This is a genomic window from Archangium lansingense, assembly GCF_026626635.1.
GTDB lineage: Bacteria > Myxococcota > Myxococcia > Myxococcales > Myxococcaceae > Archangium > Archangium lansingense.
Genome location: NZ_JAPNKA010000001.1, coordinates 4331677 through 4351778 on the forward strand (window position 1 = coordinate 4331677; position 20102 = coordinate 4351778).

Here is a 20102-nt window from a genome sequence, read left to right on the forward strand (position 1 = left end):
ATGTCACCCCGCGCGAGAGGATGGGATTCACCCGGGGTGAAGGCAAACACTATGTGCGGGTTGCGGACGGTTCAGTCCTGACGGCGCGAACCGGTTCCCCGCGCGTTGTAGACGAGCGCGCCAGAGCGGCCATATTCGGCGAAGACGGCGATCGCCTCATCCCTCAGCACTCCCGAGGTGACGCGGATGCCGCGGCCCTCGAGTTCTTCCCTCCAGTTGGCGGGCATGGGTCCCTCGTCGAAGCCGGTGAGCGCTTCGCACTCGGGGCCGTGGCCGGCGATGAGCAGGTGCTTGACGCCCGACCAGATGAGCGCGCCGTAGCACATCGTGCACGGGCGCCAGTTGACGACGAGCTCGAGCTCGCGGCCACCCGCCGAGCCCAGATCCCAGGTGCCGAGACGGGCCTGGGCGAGCGAGAGCGCCATGACTTCCGCATGCACGGAGGACAAGCCCGAGCTCAACACGACGTTGACGCCGAGGGAGATCAATTCGCCCGTCGTGGGGTCGACGACGAGCGCCGCGAACGGCCCACCGTTGCCTTCCTTGTAATTGCGTGCGGCGAGCTTGTTGACGAGGCGGACGCGGTCCGCGGCGGCCGGCAGGAGCGTGTTGTACGTGTGCAGCTCCTTCAGCAACCAGTCGGGGAGCTGTGCGTTCACGCGTGTAGCGAAGGGGTGTGCGTCGTTCATGAGGGCTCCTGGGGGCTCAGTCCCACCAGAACCACCAGAAGTGGGTCTGCATGAGTCTGGCGGCATGCGTCTCGACAGTCTCCACGACGCCATCGGGACAGAGGAAGAAATGCTGCGTTGCCACGGCGAGGGCCTCTTCTTTCGAGGTCAGCGGCTGGGGAACCCAGAGCTCCACTTCCGCGCCGCTGTTCATCCCGAACACCCGGGCGCCGTATCGCTCGTGGTAGTACCGGGCCACGGCAACCAGCTCGGCCTGGTCCGGGTACGCCTCTCCGGAGAAGAAGGGGAGGAACGCCGGGACTTCCCAGGGCTGCCGCGTGGGAACCAACGCGATGTGGGTCCAGTCGCCAGTCACGAGCTTCGGCTTGCCGATGCCCTCTCTTGGGGAGGCGGGCCACTCGCCGTGAGGTAGCTCCAGGTCCTTGTAGGGGCTGTCTTGTCCGTTGAGGAGATTGACCGGATCCAGCCTGCCCAGGTGGCCGAAGACCTCCTGCGGAGTATTGGAGACGAAGCGGTCCTGACGGAGGCCGTACCACGTCACCTCCTCGCCCGGCTTCTTGTTCAAGTAGTGCTCTTCCCGCGGACGTCTCTTGTTCTGTTCGAACCGGGTGGTCCAATGCTCGGAGACATCTTCCACCTCGTGGTCACTTCCGAGCACGACGGGGAGATACCCGAGCTCGGGGGCGGCCTCGCTCAGGTTCCGCCAGACCTGGACGGCGTCCTTGTTGGCAACGACGATGCGGTAAACCTCGGGGCCGTCCTCGTTGAACAGACGCCACGCGTGGGTGATACCGAAACGCCGGAGCCGGGACACCAATGCCTCCGGCGCGGCGGGCATCGCATCGAGTTTGCGCCGGGCCACCAGGGCGCCGAAGTCGAAGCTGCCGAGCCTCCGTGAGGGGGCCGTGAATCCGGCTGCATCGATGAGCTCCAGGAGGGGCGCCGCGAAAGACGGCCACTCCTTCGCGCTCTCGACTGGCACGATCAACACGTCACCGGCCACGAGCTCATCGTTGGAAAACTGTTCTCGGGCGTCGGCGACCGAGAGCTCGTTGACCGGGTCGGAGACGTGCTCGACGACGGTCCAACCTGTTTCGAGCTGGAGCGTGGAGGCGAAGAGAAGTTTTCTGTGCACGAATCGCCGGGCTTCGGTGACGATCGCCACGTTGAGAGCTTCCTCCAGTTGCCCGGGTGCCATTCCAGACAACCGGCTGGCACGCTGATAGATGTCCGTTTCGGAGAGGGCCCTGGCGAAGACGCTGGGGGCTGACTCGACGAACGGCAACCGGATCCGCTGTCCCTCCTCGATGCCGCTACCTCCCGCGAGCGCCAACGCCTGGTCCAGGGGGATGTGCAGTTGAGGATCGGTTGGCTGTGCCCTGGCCACGAGGAGCCGGTCGATCGCGATGCTGTCGCTGCTGAAATAGCCGGGCTTGCCCGGACTCAGTTGGATGCTCTCCACCGCCAGCTCGTCCGTGGCGAAGACCTTCCCCGCATGCTCGTCTTCTCCAGAGCCATGCCGGTTCGCGGGATGGAGCCCGATGCGCTCATTCGCCGCCAGATGCAGGGCGCTCCTCAGCCCGGCGAGCACCTGCTTGAACTCGAGTTGGTGCTCCCGGCAGTACGCCGCGAGGGCGGACGCGACAGCCCGCGCTTCGGGGGAAAGTGAGGCGGTATTCATGCCGAGCTCGTCCTTCTTCCGGGTGCCTTGCTGAATCACGCACGCGGCGAGCGCCAGGCTGAGCACCACAAGTACCAACCATTTCATGGCCGCGGACCTTCATGCGGATTGTGGCGAGGCGTCAATCCGAACGGACCTCCCTCCGGCCATGGCTCGGCCACGTTCTTCGAGGGCGACACGCTGAGGCTTCCCCTCATCCAGGTGCTGCTCCAGGCCCCCGGACATAGATACTGTCCACCCCTCGCCGGACCGGCCGCGAGCAGTTCCAACTGGTCCGACCATCGGACCAGTTGCGCGAGTTCGCGCCCGGAGGCCGCCCTGCGCAGGGGTCTGGCCTCATCTCGAAACCAGAGGGGAACGCTCCGGTCGCGGTGTCGCCAAACTTGTCCAACAGTTGGACAAGTTCGTGAAGAGCGCGGCCGGGAGGTGGGCCGAACTCGAGGGCGCGACTCAAGTGTGCGGTACGGACACACTGGCGTGGTTCATCACCCTGAAAGGACTTCGTTCGGATGGCCTGGTTCTTCCCGTCCTGGAGTCCCCTCAGGGCAGGATCGCGCGGGGCACTGGCTTCTTCTCGCTCACGGGCATGTAGCACTTGCCCTCATGCTCGGCCGAGCTGATGGGGCAGGGCGGCTTGTACTCGAGCGGCACCCAGCATCCGCCACGAATCTCCACCGAGGGCATCTTGCACGGGGGCTTCCGCTGCCCCTTGAAGGGTCCATCCGGCAGGTCGTAGCCGATAACGGACGGGGCTTCGTCCTCCATGTCGATCAATGTGACGGGCTCCTTGAGGGCCGCTTCGGCGAGGGCGGGAGACTGCTTCGCTTCGGTGGGCTCGGGTGGACGGGGCCAGAGGAGCACTCCGGCCGCCGCGACCGTGGCCATCGCGAAGGACGCGGCCCCCGTGAGCAGCCCGCGGCGGCGGGGTGCCGGGTGCTTCGGTTCCGGCAACTGGGGCTGGCCGGTGAGATGGGCGTAGGCATCCGGCCGCTCCTCGAGGCGCGCCATCGCGGTGCCGAGCCGCTGGAGCAGCATGGTCAGCTCCTGGAGAGCCCGGGGATTCTCCCGAGGCGCATGCTCCACCTCCAACGCGAGGAACGGAGGAGCGCTCTCGCTCGTGGCGCGCACGGTCCAGCCGCCGAGCGGACGCCAGTCGCCGGGATACCCGGGCATCAGCACCACGGCGGGGGCACCCGTCTCGGTGTTGTGGGCCTGATAGAGACGCCCGAGCCCCATGCCGGTGCCCCGGTGACGCTTGCCGACGAAGTACGGTCCCAGCTTGCCTCCGTCCCATTCCGGTGTGTCGCTCATTCCCATGTCTCCCATGCAGGCGGCGCGGGGCAGGGTACCCCGGCGCTCGGATGCCCTGGAACGTTGCCTGTCACGCCAGGAGACCCCACCCTACCTGAGATGTCAGACGGGTGGATAGACTGGAGAGGTCACGGCGGGCATGGGCCCTGCCAGACGACCAGGAGGCGTGGCGATGGGACATGGGAAGAAACCGGCGACCTACGAGGACATCGAGGCCCTGCCGGTCGGGTGGGTGGGAGAGATTCTGGAGGACGAGCTGGTGGCCTCGCCCAGGCCAGCCGTGGGGCACGCCAATGTCGGCTACCTGTTGAGTGTCGAGCTGGGAGGGCCGTTCCGGCTGGGACGAGGTGGGCCTGGCGGGTGGTGGCTCCTCTATGAGCCGGAGCTGCACCTCGGCCGGGACATTCTCGTGCCGGACCTCGCTGGGTGGCGCCGCGAGCGCATGCCGAAGCTGCCCGCTCCCGAGGAGCCTTTCGTGACGCTCGCTCCAAACTGGGTTTGCGAGGTGCTCTCGCCCTCCACGGTCATGGTCGATCGTATGCGCAAGTTGCCCGTCTACCACCGGGAGGGTGTGGCTCATGCGTGGCTCATCGACCCGCTCGCGCGCACCTTGGAGGTCCACCGGCGGGCGCCATCGGGCTGGGTGCTCGTCGAGACACATTCGGGTGAGGAGTCGGTGCGCGCCGAGCCCTTCGACGCGGTACCGCTCGAGTTGGGCCTCCTCTGGATGGAGCGGGCTCCGGCGAGCCGGTGACCTCCGCGAGGCGTCGCTCTGGCGGGATGACGGTCTCTCGCGAGGGATGCAGGAGGCGCGTGTCCGCACTCGGTGGATGACGATGGCAGGCCGGTTGCTTCGAGCGGCTCTCCGAACCGTGAGGTTCCACGGCGTCTTCGCTCCAGGCGCCAAACTGCGGCCATTTCTGGTCCCTCAAGCAGGTGAGGAGGAGGAGAGCGCGGGGCTTGAGGCAGCGGCCAGGAAGGAGCGGATGAAGGAGAGGACACCGCGAGGAGACTGGGCCGAGTTGCGCAGGAGGAGGTTCGACTGCGACGTGTTCGGCTGCGTGAGGTGTGGAGGCAGGCGGAGTGTATTTGCGTACGTGAAGAGGGCCCCCGGGGTGCGGGCGATTGTGGAGCACCTGGGCTTGCCCACGGCATGTGCGAGGATGGCCCCGGCACGAGGGCCACCCCAGGCGGCGTGGTGTTGAGGCGCAAGAGAGCCACCAGGCCGGCGGCCCCTGCCACGCACCTGATGGGAGCGCGGCCTGGGCAGGGGTGTACCCCAAGGGGGTTCAAGCGGTCTGTCCACCGGCCGGGAGCATCGCTCGGGAGGCCCCGTCAGCGGCCCTCCTCGGCCCCTCCGCTCCAGCCCTCACCCTCAACAGGGCCTCTATCCCGCCTATACGTTACCGGGAGTCCCTGGAGCGGGGACGCGAGCGGCTGCAGGTCCTCGATGACGCACTCGCCAAGGACCTGGAGCGCCACCTGCTCCAGGGGTGAGGCGTCAGGGCCGGGAGCCGGCGGAGGGCAGGCCGGTGCTCACACCGCGGGTGGCCACATCTCCGAGGAGCCGCCCCTGCACGCGGAAGTTGTTGAGCTGCCGGCCCCGCGTGAAGCGCGAGTAGAACACCGCGGCGCCTCCCCGCCCGTCCGAGGCGAGCGCCGGCGTGAGCTCCTCGTTGAGCGGGTCGGCGGCGATGGCCATGCCCCCCGGGTCCAACACCGTCCCGTCCGTGCCCACCCGGGCACCGAAGATGTCCGGGCGGGAGAAGCCATGGATGCGAGGCATGTCGCGGTCATCCTCCCAGGCCACCCGGTAGCGCGTGCCGTCGAAGGTGGCCGTGGGTGTGGTCTCGTTCTGCGGCCCGGCCGAGATGGGGAATCCCTCCGGGTCGAGCACCGTGGCGTCCGCTGTCACGCGCGTGCCCCGGATGTCCAGGTCAAAGGAACTGGTGTCTCGGAGATCGGCCCACACCACCAGCGCCTGCGTCCCGGACGAGGCAATGGCCGGGTCGAACTCGAAGCCGGGCCGGTCCACGACGACGAAGCCCTCCGGGTCCACCACGGTGCCCTCGGGCGTCACCCGCGTGCCGAGGATGCGGTTGATGACGAAGGGGAAGGTGAGGAGGCGGTCCCGGTACACGACGAGGAAGCGGCCACCGACGAAGGCCACCGCAGGATGCACCTGGTCCCCCCGCTCGGAGGGCGAGATGAGGAAGCCGCCTGGGTCGAGCACGGTGCCATCCCGAGCCACACGTGCTCCGAAGACGTGCAGGTCGCTGAAGGGAGGGGCACCCGGCGCGCCCCCCGACCAGACCGCGAGGTAGCGGCCACCTCCGAACGCCACCGCCACGCGCGTCTCCAGTCCGGTCGTGGTGCCAAGCTCGAGCGCGGTGTCGTCGCGCAACGTCCCCGAGCCACTCACTCGCGCCGCGCGGATGACGAGCTCCCCCTCGACCGCGCCCGGCTCCTGCCAGACGACGAGGAAGTCACGTCCGTCCGAGGCCACCGCCGGGCCGGAGGCACCGGGGGCACTCGGAAGGCGCAGGCCACTCTTGTCGAGCACGGTGCCGTCCGGACGGACACGCGCCACGCGGATGTGCGGCCCTTCGTCCTCGCGGAAGTCCTGCCACGCCACCAGGTAGTTGCCACCACCGAAGGCCGCCGCGGGCATCCGCTGCGCCGGAGCCCCGCGCAGCACGCGAAGCGCGGGGGAGTCGAGCACGTCCCCATCATCGTCCACGCGCACGGCGAGCACCGTCTTGGCGTCCGGGCGCGAGGCGTCCTGCGCCGCCGCGAAGGCGACGAGGAAACGCCCGCCCCCGAAAGCCACCGCCGGCGTGTCCTGGGTGAAGAAGGCCTTCGAGACGGCAAAGCCGGACGGGTCGCGCACGTCATCCCCCTCCACGCGCGCCCCACGGACGCGCGGGCGGCCGGTGCGCAGGTCCGTCCAGACAACGAGCGTCGTTCCTCCTCCAGAGGCGACACGGGGCTGGGATTGTCCGGCGGGTGCGGCGGAGACGGGGAAGCCGTCCGGGTCCACCACGGTGCCCTCCCGCGTCACGCGTGCGCCGAAGATGTCGCCCTCGTCCGCGCGCGTGTCCTCCCACACCACGAGGAACCGGCTGCCCGTCCACGCCACGTCCGGATTCTGTTGCGCCCCGGGTGCGGTGGAGATGGGAAACCCCTCCGGGTCGAGCACGGTGCCCTCCCGCGTCACACGCGCACCGAAGATGTCGTCCTCGCCGTCGCCGGGGAGCAGGTCCTGCCAGACGACGAGGAACTCGCGGCCGGACCAGGCCACCGCCTGGCTGCGCGGGAGGCTGTCCCGGCTGCCGATGCGGAAGGCGTCCCCCACCACCGCGCCATCGCGCAGCAACACGCCGCCGAGCACCTGGTCCTCGCCGGGAGGTGGCTCGTCCTCCTCGGAGAACTCCTTGCGCACCACCAGGCACGTCCCGCGGCCATCGCACGCGATGTCCGGGGTGACGCCCACCCCCGAGAGGATGGGCGGCAGCGGGATGCCCTCCGGGTCGAGCGAGCGGCCATCCCGAGTCACGCGCGTGGCGAACAAGCCCCGGCTGTCCTCGCGGCCCTGCCAGAGCACGATGAAGCGCGTGCCGTCGAAGGCCACCGCGGGGGTGCTGCCCTGCACGAGCTCGCTGCTCCCGGGGAGGGGCTCCGCGACGATGAAGCCGGCCGGGTCCAGCAGCGTGCCGTCCTTGCGCACCCGCGCACCGAAGAGGTTGGGCACCGCCCGGCGCGCGTCCGCCCAGACCACGAGGTACTGCTCTCCGTCGAACGCCACCGAGGGCCCAGAGGGAGGCCGATCCTGAGCGAGCGTCTCCAGCGTGCGCACCACGGCCTGGTTCACCGGGAACTCGGAGGACACGCCCCCGCTCCACGACGCCAGCGCCGACCGGGACTCGCCCTCCGGCCCATTTCCCACGTCCTGCGTCACCGGCCCACACGCGAGCAGCAGCGCGCCGCAGATTCCTCCCAGCCCGCACACCCAGCGCGCGAGCCTCCCCCCTCCCCACATTCCCATGGCCCCCTCCCCCTGCAAGTGACGGCAAAGCTGGGGCGCGCCTCTCGATGCGGCATCGCACTGGAGGTCACCACCGGGCGCTTCCCGTGCCCTCCAGCCAGAGCCCGGCAGCCTGCTCGGATGCGGCCCTCCACGGGCCGGGCCTCAACAGGGCCTCTATCCCGCCTATACGTCTAGGGACCACCTTCGCCATAGTCGACGTAGTCATCAGCGGGGTCGTCATAGAGGCGGTCCGGCACATTGAAGGTGCACGTCAGCTCACTGCCGTCCGCGTAGTGGTAGATGAAGTGGCCTTCCGCGTAGTCTGGGATTACCCGCGCTAGCGTCACAGAGCCCTCCATCGGAACCCCGGGCGGGGAGAGATAGCCAATCTGCCCCGTTCCGACGTTCCCTTCCCATTTGCGCACCAACGACGTCTCCTCGGGTACCAGTTGGCCCTCTCTGGGGACGAGCTTCACGGTCAGCGGGCCGACCCCCTCGAACAGGGGCTTGCCCCTCAGGAGGATGCTCGCCCCGAATCCCTGGAGGCCATGGAATCCCTCGGTCGTGTAGTGCAGGGAGAGTTGATTGTTCGTGCTCCCGTCCGAATGGGAGAAGTTGCTCTGAACGGAGGTCGTGGTGATGATGGGCCAGCTCACGTCTTGGCCCTTGTAGGTACCCGTGCATTCGCCCTCGGGCTCGGGCACCGGTTGATACAGATTACAAGCGGCGGTGAGCAGAGCGCAGGCCAGCCACGGAAGCAGGGGGCGCGGTGAGGAACGGGTCATGCTCCCATCCTAATTCCCCTCAAGTAAGTCAGATTTCCAGAGAGGGATTGACTGGCTCAATTAAGACAAACCGATGGGCCGTGTGAACACTCTCCCGGAAGCCCGGGAATCAACAGAGGAGGGACGCGACGGCGGGTTCGATTCCCGCCACTTCCAGCCGTGCAGCCCCCTTTGGGCACACGCCGGCCCATGCGGCGCAGCAGGGGCGTGGGTTTTCTGGGGCACTGCGACGGCTTACGGAGTGGGCCTCCGCCCAGACCTCGAGCTCCTGGCGGGTCGAGAATGAACGCTCGTCAGGGACGGCATGACGGGTCGCCGACTCCAACTGCGTCGAGCATCGGACGCATAGCGGCGCTCCGGCACACCGGCGACCTTCCGCTTCTTATGATGAGAAGGAAGGGGCACCGCCCTGAGGTCCCTGGAGGTCGAGCCATCCACACCCGCTCAGAGGTCAAGGGAGTTCTCCCGCCGCTTCGGCAGCCCCGGAGCGAGAAAGCACGGTCCCCGAACACCCTCTTTCTGGTGTCCACGGACCTCCGTCGTCAGCTCGAAGGTGGAATCGAGACGCTGGAGCTTGCTCACGCGCGCTACGTCCTCCTGGAGAAGGCCCTGTGCGAGAAGCACTGGCAAGAGGCGGTGCAGGAGCGGTGGGACAGCCTGGGGAGCTGATCCTCCAGGAGCCAGAGTGTGAGGAGGCCCTGGCCCGCCTCCTCCATCGGGCCAAGGTGGAGCGGTGGCCCGAGGCGGAGCCCACACACGCGCGAGTCCGGGAACTGGAGTTGCTCCGGACCCGGCTGGAAGCACTCACGCGCAGGCGTCTTTGCATGCCAGCGAGGTCGACGGCCCGCCTCGGGGAGGTGCTCGCCCGGCTCCATCAGTTGCTGGCCCGGACGCTTGCTCCCCCTGTCTCCTCCGAGGAGCTGCTGCTGCATCAAGGCGCTTTCAAGTTGGACACGACGGCGACACTGCTGCTCCTGCCGTTGCTCTGCTTCCTGCCCATGCTCCTCGTCTTCTGCACGGGCTTCGTCGCGTCAGGGGGTCTGTGGCTCACCCTGAGCCAACTGGTGTGTTCCCTGATGATTCCGTTCCTTCCTTTTGTCTGCCAGATGCTCCAGCGCCATCTTTCCGGGAGGTTCTGGCTCACCCAGAAGCGACTGGTCTGGCAGCCCACGGGGAGAGACGCCATCCACATTCCCCTCCACGCCATCTGCCCTGGCGGCGTCCAGCTCCGCTTCACCGGAAGTGTGGAGGTGCGTCTGGTGGATGGGCGCCAGCTCCGCCTCGACTTCATCCGGGGCGCGAAACAGCTCGTTGCCCTGCTGGAGAGGTACGGCCCAGCCTCGCGGCCTGTCGCGTCTCGCGCGGGCACTCGACCGCGTGCTCGCGGCTTGCGCCAGGCTCAAAGACGCCGTGGAACCTCGTGAGGTTTGTCCGAGGCGGAGGCACCAGGGACGCCACACGCCGTAACAGTTCCAGCCCGGTAAAGAAGAGGTGCGTGGTGCCGTCCGGCAGCGGGCGCTTCATCCGCCAGGCTCAAGCCCCTTTGACCAGGTGGGTGCCTGCTTGTCCGCTGAGCTTCAAAGGCACCTGCGCACGTTGGAAGAATGGGACGAGCAATACCTTGTGAAGCAAGGTGTTGATGGTCACCAGGAAGCGCAGGTTCCTGGTCATGGGTCGCCGGGAGTTGCCTGACTTCAAGACCACTCCCTGAGATGGGTGTGGCCGAGAAGTTGAGGGGGGGAGAGTGCGCCGGTGGAGTCCACGGTCGCGCGCGTCCTGAAAAGACGGAAGGCCCACCAGTAGCGGCTGGAGGGCCCTCCTTGGAGGCGCGCCCTGGTGTGCGAGAGGGGCGAGCCGGTGAGGAAGAGGTAGCGCACTCCGGGGCGCGGCGCCAGAAGCCGGCGCGCGCAGGAGTGACGTGGAGGCGCTGCGCTTCGTGGTGTGCGGCCGGCCCGAGTGTCGGCAGGTGTTCTTCCTCTGCTCTGCGTGCGACCGTGGCCAGCGCTACTGCGGGCCGCCGTGCAGTCGAAGGGCGCGGGCGGAGTCAATGCGCGCGGCTGGTGCGCGCTACCAGCGCACCCGGGACGGACGGCACGCGCATGCCGCGCGGCAGGCGGCCTGGCGGGAGCGGCGGCGAGAGAAAGTGACGCATCAGTCTCCCGCTGCCGTGGCGCGGACAGCCAGTGTGCCCGTCGCGCCGGCCCCGGCCGCCACGCAGGTGGCCGCGGAGCCGAGCGCAGCGAGGCCACTGCCGCATGCACCGCCGCCCTCCATCCCCGCCTGCACCTCGTGCGGGCGTCAGAGTCCCTTCCTGCGCCACACCACGCTTGCGCGCACCCACGTGGGCCGGCGCTTCAGGGCTGCCCGTCCGCCGTGAGGTGGGCCCATGATTTCCCCCGAACTCGCCGCCCGCATCCGCCGACTGCACTTCGCCGAGCACTGGAAGGTGGGCACCATCTGCTCCGAGCTGAGCGTGCACCACGACACCGTCCGGCGCGCCCTGACGCTCGAGCGCGTCAGCGGCACGGGGGTGAAGTCCGTCAGGCCCACGCTGCTGGATGCCTACAAGGGCTTCATCCAAGCCACCCTGGAGGCCCACCCACGCCTCACCGCCATGCGCCTCTTCCACATGGTGAAGGCGCGCGGCTACGTGGGTGGCCCGCTCCAGGTGCGCCGCTACGTGCGCACGGTGCGTCCCACCTCTCGCGCCGAGGCCTTCCTGCGCCGCAGCACGCTTCCGGGCGAGGAGGCCCAGGTGGATTGGGGACACTTCGGCACGCTGTCCGTGGGCAACACGCGCCGCCCTCTGTGCTGCTTCGTCATGGTGCTGGGCCACAGCCGCGCCCTCTACGCGCGCTTCTTCCTCGACATGACGCTGGAGAGCTTCCTCAGGGGCCACGTGCTGGCCTTCCAGGCGCTGGGGGGCGTGCCGCGCGCGCTGCTGTACGACAACTTGAAGTCCGTGGTGCTCGAGCGCGCCGGCGACGCCATCCGCTTCCACCCGCGCCTGCTGGAATTGGCCGGCCACTACCACTTCGCACCCAAGCCCTGCGCCCCCTACCGCGGCAACGAGAAGGGCAAGGTGGAGCGCACCATCCGCTACCTGCGCGACTCCTTCTTCGCCGCGCGCACCTTCAGCGGCGTGGATGACCTCAACTCTCAAGCGGCGCGGTGGGCGGCCGAGGTGGCCCACGCGCGCCAATTGCCCGGCGACGTCACCGGGCGCACCGTCGCCACGGCCCTCGAGGAGGAACGCCCGCGGCTGCTGCCCCTGCCCGCACACCCGTTTCCCACGGACGTGGTGCGCCCCGTCGCCTCCGGCAAGACGCCCTACGTGCGCTTCGACTCCAACGACTACTCCATTCCACACACCCTGGTGAAGAAGCCCCTCACCCTGGTGGCCTCCGAGACACGCGTACGCGTACTGGACGGCTCCGAGGAGGTGGCCTCCCACCCGCGCTGCTTCGAGAAGGGCCGCACCCTGGAGCAGCCCGGCCACCTCGCCGCCCTCGCCGACGCCAAGGCCCGCGCGCACGAGCTGCGCGGCCGGGACTTGCTGCGCGCCTCCTGCCAGCAGGCGGAGGGCTTCCTCGCTGCCCTCGCTCAGCGCGATGTCTCGCTGTCACACCACACGGCGCAGTTGCTGAAGTTACTGGAGCTCCACGGCGCACGTGCCCTGGATGAGGCCCTCGCCGAGGCCCTGCGCAAGGGGGCGGTGAGCGCCCCCGCCGTGGCCCACCTCCTGGAGCAGCGCGCTCGCCGCCAGCGTCAGCCTCCACCACTCACCGTGGTGCTGCCGGATGACCCGCGCATCGCCGCCTCCCGCACCCGCCCCCACTCCCTCGCCGACTATGACCGCCTCCTTAACAAGGACTCCGCCGATGACGACTCCACTCGCTGACCGCCTGGCCTCCCTCGGGCTGCACGCCACCTCCCAGGGCCTCGCGGACCTCATCGCCCGCGCCACCAAGGCCAGGTGGGGCGCTACCGAGATGCTGGAGCACCTGGCCGACGAGGAGCAGAAGGAACGCGGCCGCAGAAGTCTCGAGCGGCGCCTGTCTCGCAGCCGCCTTGGCCGCTTCAAGCCCATGGCGGACTACGACTGGGGATGGCCCAAGAAGATTGACCGCGAGGCCGTCGAGTCCGCCTTGCGCCTGGATTTCCTGGAGCGCGCGCGCAACGTCGTCATTGTCGCCCCTCAGGGACTGGGCAAGACGATGATCGCGCAGAACATCGCCCACCAGGCCGTCCTCAAGGGGCACTCCGCTCTCTTCGTCACCGCCTCCCAGTTGCTGCTCGACCTGGGTGCCCAGGACACCAGCCGCGCATTGGACCGCCGCCTGCGCCACTACACCAGCCGCACCAGCCTGCTCGTCATCGACGAGATGGGCTACCTCGCCTACGACGCGCGCAACGCGGACCTCCTCTTTCAAGTCGTGGCGCGCAGGTATGAACAACGCTCATTGGTGATGACCACGAATCTGGCGTTTTCGGACTGGCCGACCATTTTTCCCAACGCCGCGTGCGCCACCGCGCTGATTGACCGCGTCATCCACCACGCGGACGTCCTCGCTATCGAAGGCGAGAGCTACCGCCGCCGCGAGGCCGAGGAGGCCGCGACGACCAGGAGGGCGAAGTCCAAGCGCTGAGCCTCACCTCGGACCGGGATGCCGGACCCCCGGCACACCTCCAGCGTCCCAGTCCAAATTTCCGCGTTTCCTCGTGAACGCCAACAGCAAGGCAAGAAGGTCCAGCTCGGCTCCTGATTTGCTCCGTGAGATTGCGCGAGCGTTCTGTCGCGGACGACCGGCTCCCTTCGCCGCATCTGCAACCCGCTCTCGTGTAGTAGAGCGGCGCGTCCACCCCTTCGGAGGAACGAAATGAGCCGATTCATCTGGTACGACCTGATGTGCTCCGACCTCGCCGGTGCGAAGGCTTTCTATTCGGACATCATCGGCTGGAAGACCGAGAAGTTTCCGGGCGGCGACTACGAGCTGCTGAAGGCCGGCGACCGGGGCGTCGGGGGCGTCATGGCTCTGCCCAACGAGCTGAAGCGCGCTCCCTCAAGCAGGTGAGGAGGAGGAGAGCGCGGGGCTTGAGGCAGCGGCCAGGAAGGAGCGGATGAAGGAGAGGACACCGCGAGGAGACTGGGCCGAGTTGCGCAGGAGGACGTTCGACTTCGACGTGTTCGGCTGCGTGAGGTGTGGAGGCAGGCGGAGTGTATTTGCGTACGTGAAGGGGGCTTCCGGGGGGCGGGCGATTCTGGAGCACCTGGGCTTGACCACGGCATGTGCGAAGTTGGCCCCGGCACGAGGGCCACCCCAGGCCGCGTGGTGTTGAGGCTCAAGACAGCCAACAGGCCCCTGCCACGCACCTGATAGGAGCGCGGCCTGGGCAGGCGTGTACCCCAAGGGCGCTGCGCGGCCTGTCCACCGGCCGGGCGCATCGCTCGGGCGGCCCCGTCAGCGGCTCTCCTCGGCCCCTCTGCACCTTCTCTCCCCCTCAACAGGGCCCCCATCCCTCTTATGCGCCTCGGCAGTGGAAGCGCTCAGGGCTCACAGGCACCTGCGCGGCCCCTACGTGTTGATGCGTGGCGTACCGCTCAAGGCGATCCAGGAGTTGATGGGGCACGCGACCATCGAGATGACAGAGCGGTATGCCCACCTGTCCCCCGAGGTACGGGCGAGCGCAGTGCAGCAGCTCGACCTCCCTGTGCCCCACCTCCAAGCCGCTCCGGCCAGAAGCGCCGAAGGGGCACACTGAGGGCACATGCGGAAACGAGGGCAAAGAAAAAGCCCAGCAATCCCTCGGGATTGCTGAGCTTCTGAGTGTGGAGGCGGCGGGAATCGAAGCCGCTAACGGCGGATCCGCCTCCACTCGGGACCAGAGGCACATCCCCCGTTTTCCCTCTGAAAATGGGGCGCCCATCTGTCCGGGCGAGTCCATGCGCGTCCGTTCGTTTTGGTCCTTTTTTGGTCCCCTTGGACCCCTCGCCGGATGAGAGCGGAGAACTCTCCGGCCGTCGGTCCGTCTTCTGTCGTCAACAATCTAGCCTACTACGGCCGGGCTCTGGTTGGCCTCTACAGGCCCGATGTAGTGCGCCCGCCATGCCCCCCCGTCGTGCCTTGAAGCCTCCGGCCCGAACCTTAGCTTCTGGTGCACTGGTGGCCTTCCACTGCGCAAGGAGCCCGCCATGCCCGCCACTGCGGACCGAATGGACTACAGAGGACAACGCTGGGGGACGGGTAAGTCCCCCATTGGACTGCGCTCGAACTGCCTAAATCCGTGCCGCCACTACAATTTCGATTTGGGCGCTCGCCTCCACCGAATCAGTTACGAGCCGCCTGGATTCCCAGACCGCTTAAGGTTAAGTCCATGGATGGCATCTGTGCGGAGTTTGGCGCCTACCGTAAACTCGATGATCTTTCGTTCGATGGTATCACGATCATCGTGCTTGGCCACGTAGACCTTAAGGGTCTTGGCAAGCTGCGCAATGTTCTCGCGAACCGCCATGCTTGGATTTCGACGCAACAAATCCTGTGCTTCGTCGCGCGTGTTAAGCTCGCCAAGCTTCATCGCGAGAGCATGCAACTCCTCCATGCTCGGCCTTCTTGCGTCGGTCTTATATTCCTGCTTAGAGCCATGCGTTCGCTTGAAATGCTTTGGGTCGTGCCCCTTGTGCACGGGCACGCGCTCAACTGGCTCTGTATCGCGCCTTTCTCCAGTTAGGTTACCAAGCTGCATTTCTGGAATCGCTCCTGACCTAGAAGATGGGCTAGGCGCGGGAGCATCATTGTCTTGCGTTGGCTGACGCGCGCCCTTGTTCCGCGAGACATTTCCTGTCTCGACCAAGGAGATCTGAATATCAAACCGCCCGCTGAGGAGGCGTTCGCAGTCTTCCTCGGACATGCCCGCGATCGCTCGCGAGAGCGCTTTCAAGACCGCCTGGATGCGCTTTCGTTCATCCATCACACCCGTCCCAGAAGCTCGGTGGTGAGAATCTCCAATTCATCTTGGACATCATTGTATGTCTTGCCGCTCACGTGCCGAATCACTACTGGAACTCCATTCTCCGGGGCATCCGCGTACAGTGTCTTGTTCTCGCGAACCATCTGGCTGAACGTAGAGTGTTGACCCTGAATTAGCTGGATGTACTGCTGTTGGGCCTGGATCGTCGGAATAGGCGAATTATTCCGATACGAAACCATTGTGAAGATCACGCCGAGCAGACTGGGCGAAATAGGCTTCCACTTAGCGTCTTCCGCGTCTCCGACATACTGATTGAAATCGTCCGCGAGGTCCGTCACGTGTTTCTTCAGCGTGTCGATACCTAGCGTGGACAAATAGTCGGGCTTTGTCGGAACGATGTAGTGATCGCTCGCGACCAGCGCGTTCTTGGTGACGATGTTGAAATTGGGTGGGCAGTCCACGATCACGAAGTCGTACGCCCCACTTCCCAAGGTCGAAAGCCCCTGCTTGAAGCGAGAGTGGACGCGCAAGTAATTGTTCCGAGTCTGCCGGGGCGAGCCACCCGCAAGCTTGGCAGCAAGCTCAAGGTCGACGTTGATAAGGGGCTGTCGCAAAATAAGTGTAATGAAAGTGATAATGAGCCCACCAGGCAGGCAGCCATGGGGCTGGTCGCTGCGTAAGAGGCATTTCGTGGGCATGTTGTATGCGTGAAAGTAGATCTCGAAGCCTTGCGCGCCAAGTTCAAGGCCCTGGCCCCCATCATGGACGAGAGGGTCAGCCGCCTGTGGGCTGCGGCTGAAGTGGAAAGCCTTGGACGCGGAGGAACCGCAGCGCTCCAGCGGGCAACGGGGATCAGTGGTCGTCGCATCTGGAAGGGCAAGAAAGAGCTGGCGGAGCTTCGGCGGCAACCGCCTTCAAGGGCTTCAACGTCGCGAGTGCGTCGGCCAGGAGGAGGAAGAAGGCGCCTGAGCGCAAAGGACGCGAGGTTGCTGGGTGACCTCCAGGCGCTGCTCGAGCCGGTGACGCGCGGCGAACCGCAATCGCCGCTTCAATGGACGACGAAGAGCGTGAGGCACCTTGCGTCGGAGTTGAGAGAGCGAGGGCATGAGGTGAGTAGCGACACCGTCGCGCGGATGCTGCACGAAGCGGGGTATAGCTTGCAGGCTCCGCGTAAGGAGGAAGAGGGAGGCAGCCATCCAGATAGGAATGCACAGTTTCGTTACATCGCTCGACAAGCGAAGGCCTTTCAGCGGCGCCGACAACCAGTGGTGTCCGTCGACTCGAAGAAGAAGGAGTTGATTGGAAACTTCAAGACCCCGGGTCGGGAGTGGCAGCTCCAAGGCCAAGCGCCCAGAGTCAACGCCTACGATTTTCCGGATATGGCTGAGGGCAAAGCGATTCCCTATGGAGTGTATGACTTGGCCCGTGACGAGGGCTGGGTCAACGTTGGGACGGACCATGACACTCCTGAGTTCGCAGTCCAGTCGCTTCGGCGTTGGTGGCTCACGATGGGCAGGCATGCATATCCTCATGCAAGAGAGCTTCTGGTGGTAGCGGATGCTGGGGGTTCGAACTCGGCACGGTCGCGGGTATGGAAGAAGTGCCTGCAAGAATTTGCAGATGCCACGGGGTTGAAGGTCTCCGTCAGCCATTACCCTCCGGGCACGAGCAAATGGAACAAGATCGAGCATCGACTCTTTGCCCAGATCACGCTCAACTGGCGAGGCCGACCGCTAACGAGCTATCAAGTTGTCATCAATCTCATCGGCAGCACCACGACACGCACGGGACTGTGTGTTCGGGCTGCCCTGGATACGAGGGAGTACCCCCTTGGCGTTCGCGTCAGCGCAGCGGACTTTGGGCAACTGAACATCCGAAAGAAGCGGTTTCACGGGGAATGGAACTACTCGCTCTCTCCGAGACGGCAAGCGAGCGCTCAGCTGGTGAAATAATTACACTTATTTTGCGACAGCCCCTAAGCCCGAGGTGCGAGCAGATCAGGTCCATCTTGCCTTTGCCAGCCATGATCTGTCCTATGGTCTTCGGCTGGATGATGAGGCTCGACAGGTCGAGTTCTGTGTCCTCATCGATAAACGCATCGTACCAATTTTTGATGGTTTTCGTCTGCTCGTAGTGCTTCTGCCACTCATCGACGCGCACAAATGAGAACGTCAGGCTCGCCTGGGGGTCGAGATCGACAGCCAGCACCGAGTAACCTCGGAACGCCAGTTCTGCGGCGAGATTGGCCGTTATGGTCGTTTTCCCCACGCCCCCCTTGTAGTTGATGATCGAAAGGATCTTCATCCGTGAACTCCCCCTAATCTGGTGCCGTGAACCACCAAATGGTAGCTCTGTACAGGAATGAAAGGGTGACCACCCAACCCCCTCAATCCCCCCCCCTATCGCAACCTCGTGCAATGTCAAGAGGGGGGGCGCATCATGGAAAATTCCAGCACGCATAGGCACCGTGGTGCCGGCCACCAAGCTTGAAGTGCCCGCCGGGCTGCCTGCCGGGCCGCCCTGGTGGTCTCTACCGGCCCGAGCTTCGCCTGCTAGCGCACCCTGGGGGCCAACACCGAACCCGAGGTGCCCGCCGGGCTGCCTGCCGGGCCGCCCTGGTGGTTTCTAACGGCCCGAACTTCGGCTGCCGGGCCCCCTGGTGGCCTCCACCGGCCTGAGGTGCCCGCCGGGGCTGCCGGGCTGCCCCTGGTGGCCTCCACCGGCCCGAGCTGCGGCGGCCAGCCCTGGGACCCTCCACCGGCCCGAGCTTCGGGCATCACTCAGGATCCAAGTTCCAGGTGCCTTCCTCCCAATGTTTCAGGGCCATGATCGCATCAATAGCCGAAACCCCGCCCCCGGTAGCGGCTGCCTCCAGCACTGCTTTTGCTTCTGCCGTTCGATAACGCAGCAAGAACGCAGCAGCACTAACCCGTACATCCACGCGAGGATGCTTGAGCAGAACGACGAGCGCGTCACGTCCGGCATCACCCTCCAACCGCAACTTCTTGAGCGCAGATATATAACGATTAGCGTGCTTGTTGCCCGTCTTTGCGTCTCCTCTCCTTATCGCTTCCGTCTGCGCGGCCACATTCTCCGCAAATTCCTCCACAATCCTATTCAGATCCTTCGCCATCACCACTCCCCAGTCCTGATCTTTTCTATGACAAGCAGCGCAAACGAGCGCTGTTTCTCATAGCTTTGAGTTCTTATCCACTCTCGCACGGTCAAGCTGTATGAGTTTGTAATATTGGGCCTCTTTGAGGAATAGAACGCACTGACTTCTGAATGCAAATCCTTGTTTAGTGGGATAACATTTTCAGTATTATGAAGAGCCTCGGCGCCAAAACGCCTGAGGTTGAATTTGTGTTTTTCGACAAGATGATGCCATTCCAGCCCCTCGCCTGCCTTGCCCATGTAACGCTTGAAGGCCCTGAACGACTTAAAGGCACGATACCCACCCGCGGGAAGTTCGCTACCTTTCGTGGACTTATTGGGCTTGAGTGCAGGGCGCGCGCCTCCTCCGTTCCGCGCAGTCATAGACACGGCATTAACTGGCAGGACAATACGGATCGTGCCCTCGTTTACGGAAAGAATGACTCGCTCGGCACCGGTTGCTGCATCCATCAGGCGGAGCCCGGTGTTTGCCTCGACCGTGCTTGATGCTTGCCCGAAGCCCGGCAGCTTTGGCCCTTTCGACATGAGCGCCGCCGTTTCACCTATCGCCGCCGTCGCCACCATGACGAGAATTCGCACGCAATTGGGGCCGATGACACGACCGAACCGCTCGCCTATCTCCCGCAGCTCCGCAAAACTAGAAGCTTGCGGCGCATCTTCGTAAAGCTGCGCATAAGCTCGCAGCAGATCAAAAAATTCCCATCCGAGATAGCCCCACATGAGCACGGAGAATGCGAGCGCAACGCCCTTCGTGACGGGCTCGGGTGCAAGTAATAAAGCCATATAGGCTGTAATCGTGAAGCTGAGAGTAGCAAGTACCCGCGTCGGGTTAAGCATGGCACGCACTTCCGAATCCACGCCTTCCAGGGCAGGCCCCACCGCCAGGGCAAGGGCGATGCTGCGCTTATCGTTGGCTTGCAGGCGGGGCCCATCGTCAAACAACGTCAGGCAGTCGCCAGGAGTACCGCGCCGCTCGCAAAATCGCCCATATGACTGCGCAAGGTTTGATTGCCACGCTTCGCCGCTCAAAGGCGCGGACGCTAGCGCCAGCTTCCGGCCGACGTACAACGGGGGGCATGAGGTGGACACCCGCAGCGGAACTTCGAGCCAAAACGTTGCCAGAGCGGCCCTAAGCTCGGAGTCACTGACCCTCACCGGCTGAAAGTCCGTGGGCAGGTTGGAAAAGATTGCTTCGCCGTCGCCTGTGTCTTCTTCGTCGGCTTCCGCCTCCAACGTCCACGCCTCGGAGGAGTCCTCGGGTGTGGGCAGGCTAGAACGGTACGCCGTCAGCCCTCCGCCGGAGGGGGCTCCCGTGGCGCACGCTGTAACCAGCATCAGCGCCGCCAGGGCCAGCGCCCCCATGCGCAAGGGCCGCCGTGTGTCCACGGGGCGAGTATCGACGGCATGCCTAGACATTTACGCACCTCTCCGGGCGAGCCGCCCGAGTTGGAAGCCAAACCCGCCGA

General features: G+C 65.8%; 18 protein-coding genes and 2 pseudogenes. 9 read left to right on the forward strand and 11 right to left on the reverse strand.

Translation table 11 applies throughout. The features are described from left to right. Nucleotides 1-71: 71 nt before the first annotated feature. From OV287_RS17695 to OV287_RS17705, 3 genes are all read right to left on the reverse strand, one after another. Nucleotides 72-689 (reverse strand): nucleoside deaminase, encoded by a 618-nt coding sequence (locus tag OV287_RS17695; protein WP_267535209.1) that lies wholly within the window; start codon nt 687-689, stop codon nt 72-74. Nucleotides 690-705: 16 nt separating this feature from the next. After that, a complete protein-coding gene (locus tag OV287_RS17700) occupies nt 706-2457 on the reverse strand; it encodes a DUF4253 domain-containing protein (RefSeq protein WP_267535210.1) in 1752 nt (583 codons plus the stop codon). A gap of 453 nt (nt 2458-2910) precedes the next feature. Continuing rightward, the gene (locus tag OV287_RS17705) at nt 2911-3681 is read right to left on the reverse strand and encodes a protein kinase (protein WP_267535211.1); all 771 of its coding nucleotides are present in this window, start codon (nt 3679-3681) and stop codon (nt 2911-2913) included. Nucleotides 3682-3853: 172 nt separating this feature from the next. Here OV287_RS17705 and OV287_RS17710 point away from each other — a divergent pair, with 172 nt between their 5' ends. After that, on the forward strand, nt 3854-4435 hold the full coding sequence (locus OV287_RS17710) for a Uma2 family endonuclease (protein ID WP_267535212.1): 582 nt from the start codon (nt 3854-3856) through the stop codon (nt 4433-4435). Nucleotides 4436-5182: 747 nt separating this feature from the next. Here OV287_RS17710 and OV287_RS17715 read toward each other — a convergent pair. Both OV287_RS17715 and OV287_RS17720 read right to left on the reverse strand, forming a co-directional pair. Continuing rightward, a complete protein-coding gene (locus OV287_RS17715) occupies nt 5183-7726 on the reverse strand; it encodes a hypothetical protein (protein ID WP_267535213.1) in 2544 nt (847 codons plus the stop codon). 173 nt (nt 7727-7899) lie between these two features. After that, nucleotides 7900-8493: a hypothetical protein gene (locus OV287_RS17720; RefSeq protein WP_267535214.1), complete on the reverse strand. Its 594-nt coding sequence runs from the start codon at nt 8491-8493 to the stop codon at nt 7900-7902. Nucleotides 8494-9015: 522 nt separating this feature from the next. Between OV287_RS17720 and OV287_RS17725 the strand changes: the two genes are divergently transcribed. After that, nucleotides 9016-9162: a hypothetical protein gene (locus tag OV287_RS17725; protein ID WP_267535215.1), complete on the forward strand. Its 147-nt coding sequence runs from the start codon at nt 9016-9018 to the stop codon at nt 9160-9162. Then, nucleotides 9141-9917, forward strand: coding sequence for a hypothetical protein (locus OV287_RS17730; protein WP_267542615.1), 777 nt, complete (start codon nt 9141-9143; stop codon nt 9915-9917). Before OV287_RS17725 ends, OV287_RS17730 begins: the two co-directional genes overlap by 22 nt. 28 nt (nt 9918-9945) lie before the next feature. On the opposite strand, the pseudogene OV287_RS17735 reads toward OV287_RS17730, so the two are convergent. Next, nucleotides 9946-10017 (reverse strand): annotated as a pseudogene (locus tag OV287_RS17735) (hypothetical protein); the annotation flags it as partial. A gap of 523 nt (nt 10018-10540) precedes the next feature. On the opposite strand from OV287_RS17735, the gene OV287_RS17740 reads away from it, so the two are divergent. From OV287_RS17740 to OV287_RS17760, 5 genes and pseudogenes are all read left to right on the forward strand, one after another. Continuing rightward, nucleotides 10541-10870 (forward strand): hypothetical protein, encoded by a 330-nt coding sequence (locus tag OV287_RS17740; protein WP_267535216.1) that lies wholly within the window; start codon nt 10541-10543, stop codon nt 10868-10870. Nucleotides 10871-10879: 9 nt separating this feature from the next. Further along, nucleotides 10880-12394, forward strand: a complete 1515-nt coding sequence (istA, locus tag OV287_RS17745; RefSeq protein ID WP_267535217.1) for an IS21 family transposase — start codon at nt 10880-10882, stop codon at nt 12392-12394. Beyond that, the gene (gene istB, locus OV287_RS17750; RefSeq protein WP_267535218.1) at nt 12375-13142 is read left to right on the forward strand and encodes an IS21-like element helper ATPase IstB; all 768 of its coding nucleotides are present in this window, start codon (nt 12375-12377) and stop codon (nt 13140-13142) included. The genes istA and istB overlap by 20 nt, the downstream gene beginning before the upstream one ends. A gap of 231 nt (nt 13143-13373) precedes the next feature. Then, on the forward strand, nt 13374-13568 hold the full coding sequence (locus OV287_RS17755; RefSeq protein WP_267535219.1) for a VOC family protein: 195 nt from the start codon (nt 13374-13376) through the stop codon (nt 13566-13568). Nucleotides 13569-14016: 448 nt separating this feature from the next. Continuing rightward, nucleotides 14017-14256, forward strand: a pseudogene (locus tag OV287_RS17760) (tyrosine-type recombinase/integrase); the annotation flags it as partial. Nucleotides 14257-14826: 570 nt separating this feature from the next. Here the strand turns inward: OV287_RS17760 and OV287_RS17765 are convergent. Together OV287_RS17765 and OV287_RS17770 are read right to left on the reverse strand one after the other, a co-directional pair. Continuing rightward, on the reverse strand, nt 14827-15462 hold the full coding sequence (locus OV287_RS17765) for a hypothetical protein (RefSeq protein ID WP_267535220.1): 636 nt from the start codon (nt 15460-15462) through the stop codon (nt 14827-14829). Then, complete coding sequence (locus OV287_RS17770) at nt 15462-16160, reverse strand: ParA family protein (protein ID WP_267535221.1); 699 nt, start codon at nt 16158-16160, stop codon at nt 15462-15464. The genes OV287_RS17765 and OV287_RS17770 overlap by 1 nt, the downstream gene beginning before the upstream one ends. A 63-nt stretch (nt 16161-16223) precedes the next feature. Between OV287_RS17770 and OV287_RS17775 the strand changes: the two genes are divergently transcribed. Beyond that, entirely contained in the window at nt 16224-17414 is a 1191-nt protein-coding gene (locus OV287_RS17775; protein ID WP_267542308.1) for an ISAzo13 family transposase, read from the forward strand. Here OV287_RS17775 and OV287_RS17780 read toward each other — a convergent pair. From OV287_RS17780 to sitA5, 3 genes are all read right to left on the reverse strand, one after another. Further along, nucleotides 17305-17766 carry a ParA family protein gene (locus tag OV287_RS17780; RefSeq protein ID WP_267535222.1) on the reverse strand — a complete coding sequence of 154 codons (462 nt, stop codon included), beginning with the start codon at nt 17764-17766 and terminating at the stop codon, nt 17305-17307. The two genes, OV287_RS17775 and OV287_RS17780, sit on opposite strands and share 110 nt — an antisense overlap. A 472-nt stretch (nt 17767-18238) precedes the next feature. Beyond that, nucleotides 18239-18595 carry a DUF2019 domain-containing protein gene (locus OV287_RS17785; protein WP_267535223.1) on the reverse strand — a complete coding sequence of 119 codons (357 nt, stop codon included), beginning with the start codon at nt 18593-18595 and terminating at the stop codon, nt 18239-18241. Beyond that, nucleotides 18595-20052, reverse strand: a complete 1458-nt coding sequence (sitA5, locus tag OV287_RS17790; RefSeq protein WP_444546330.1) for a SitA5 family polymorphic toxin — start codon at nt 20050-20052, stop codon at nt 18595-18597. Before sitA5 ends, OV287_RS17785 begins: the two co-directional genes overlap by 1 nt. Nucleotides 20053-20102: the final 50 nt, after the last annotated feature.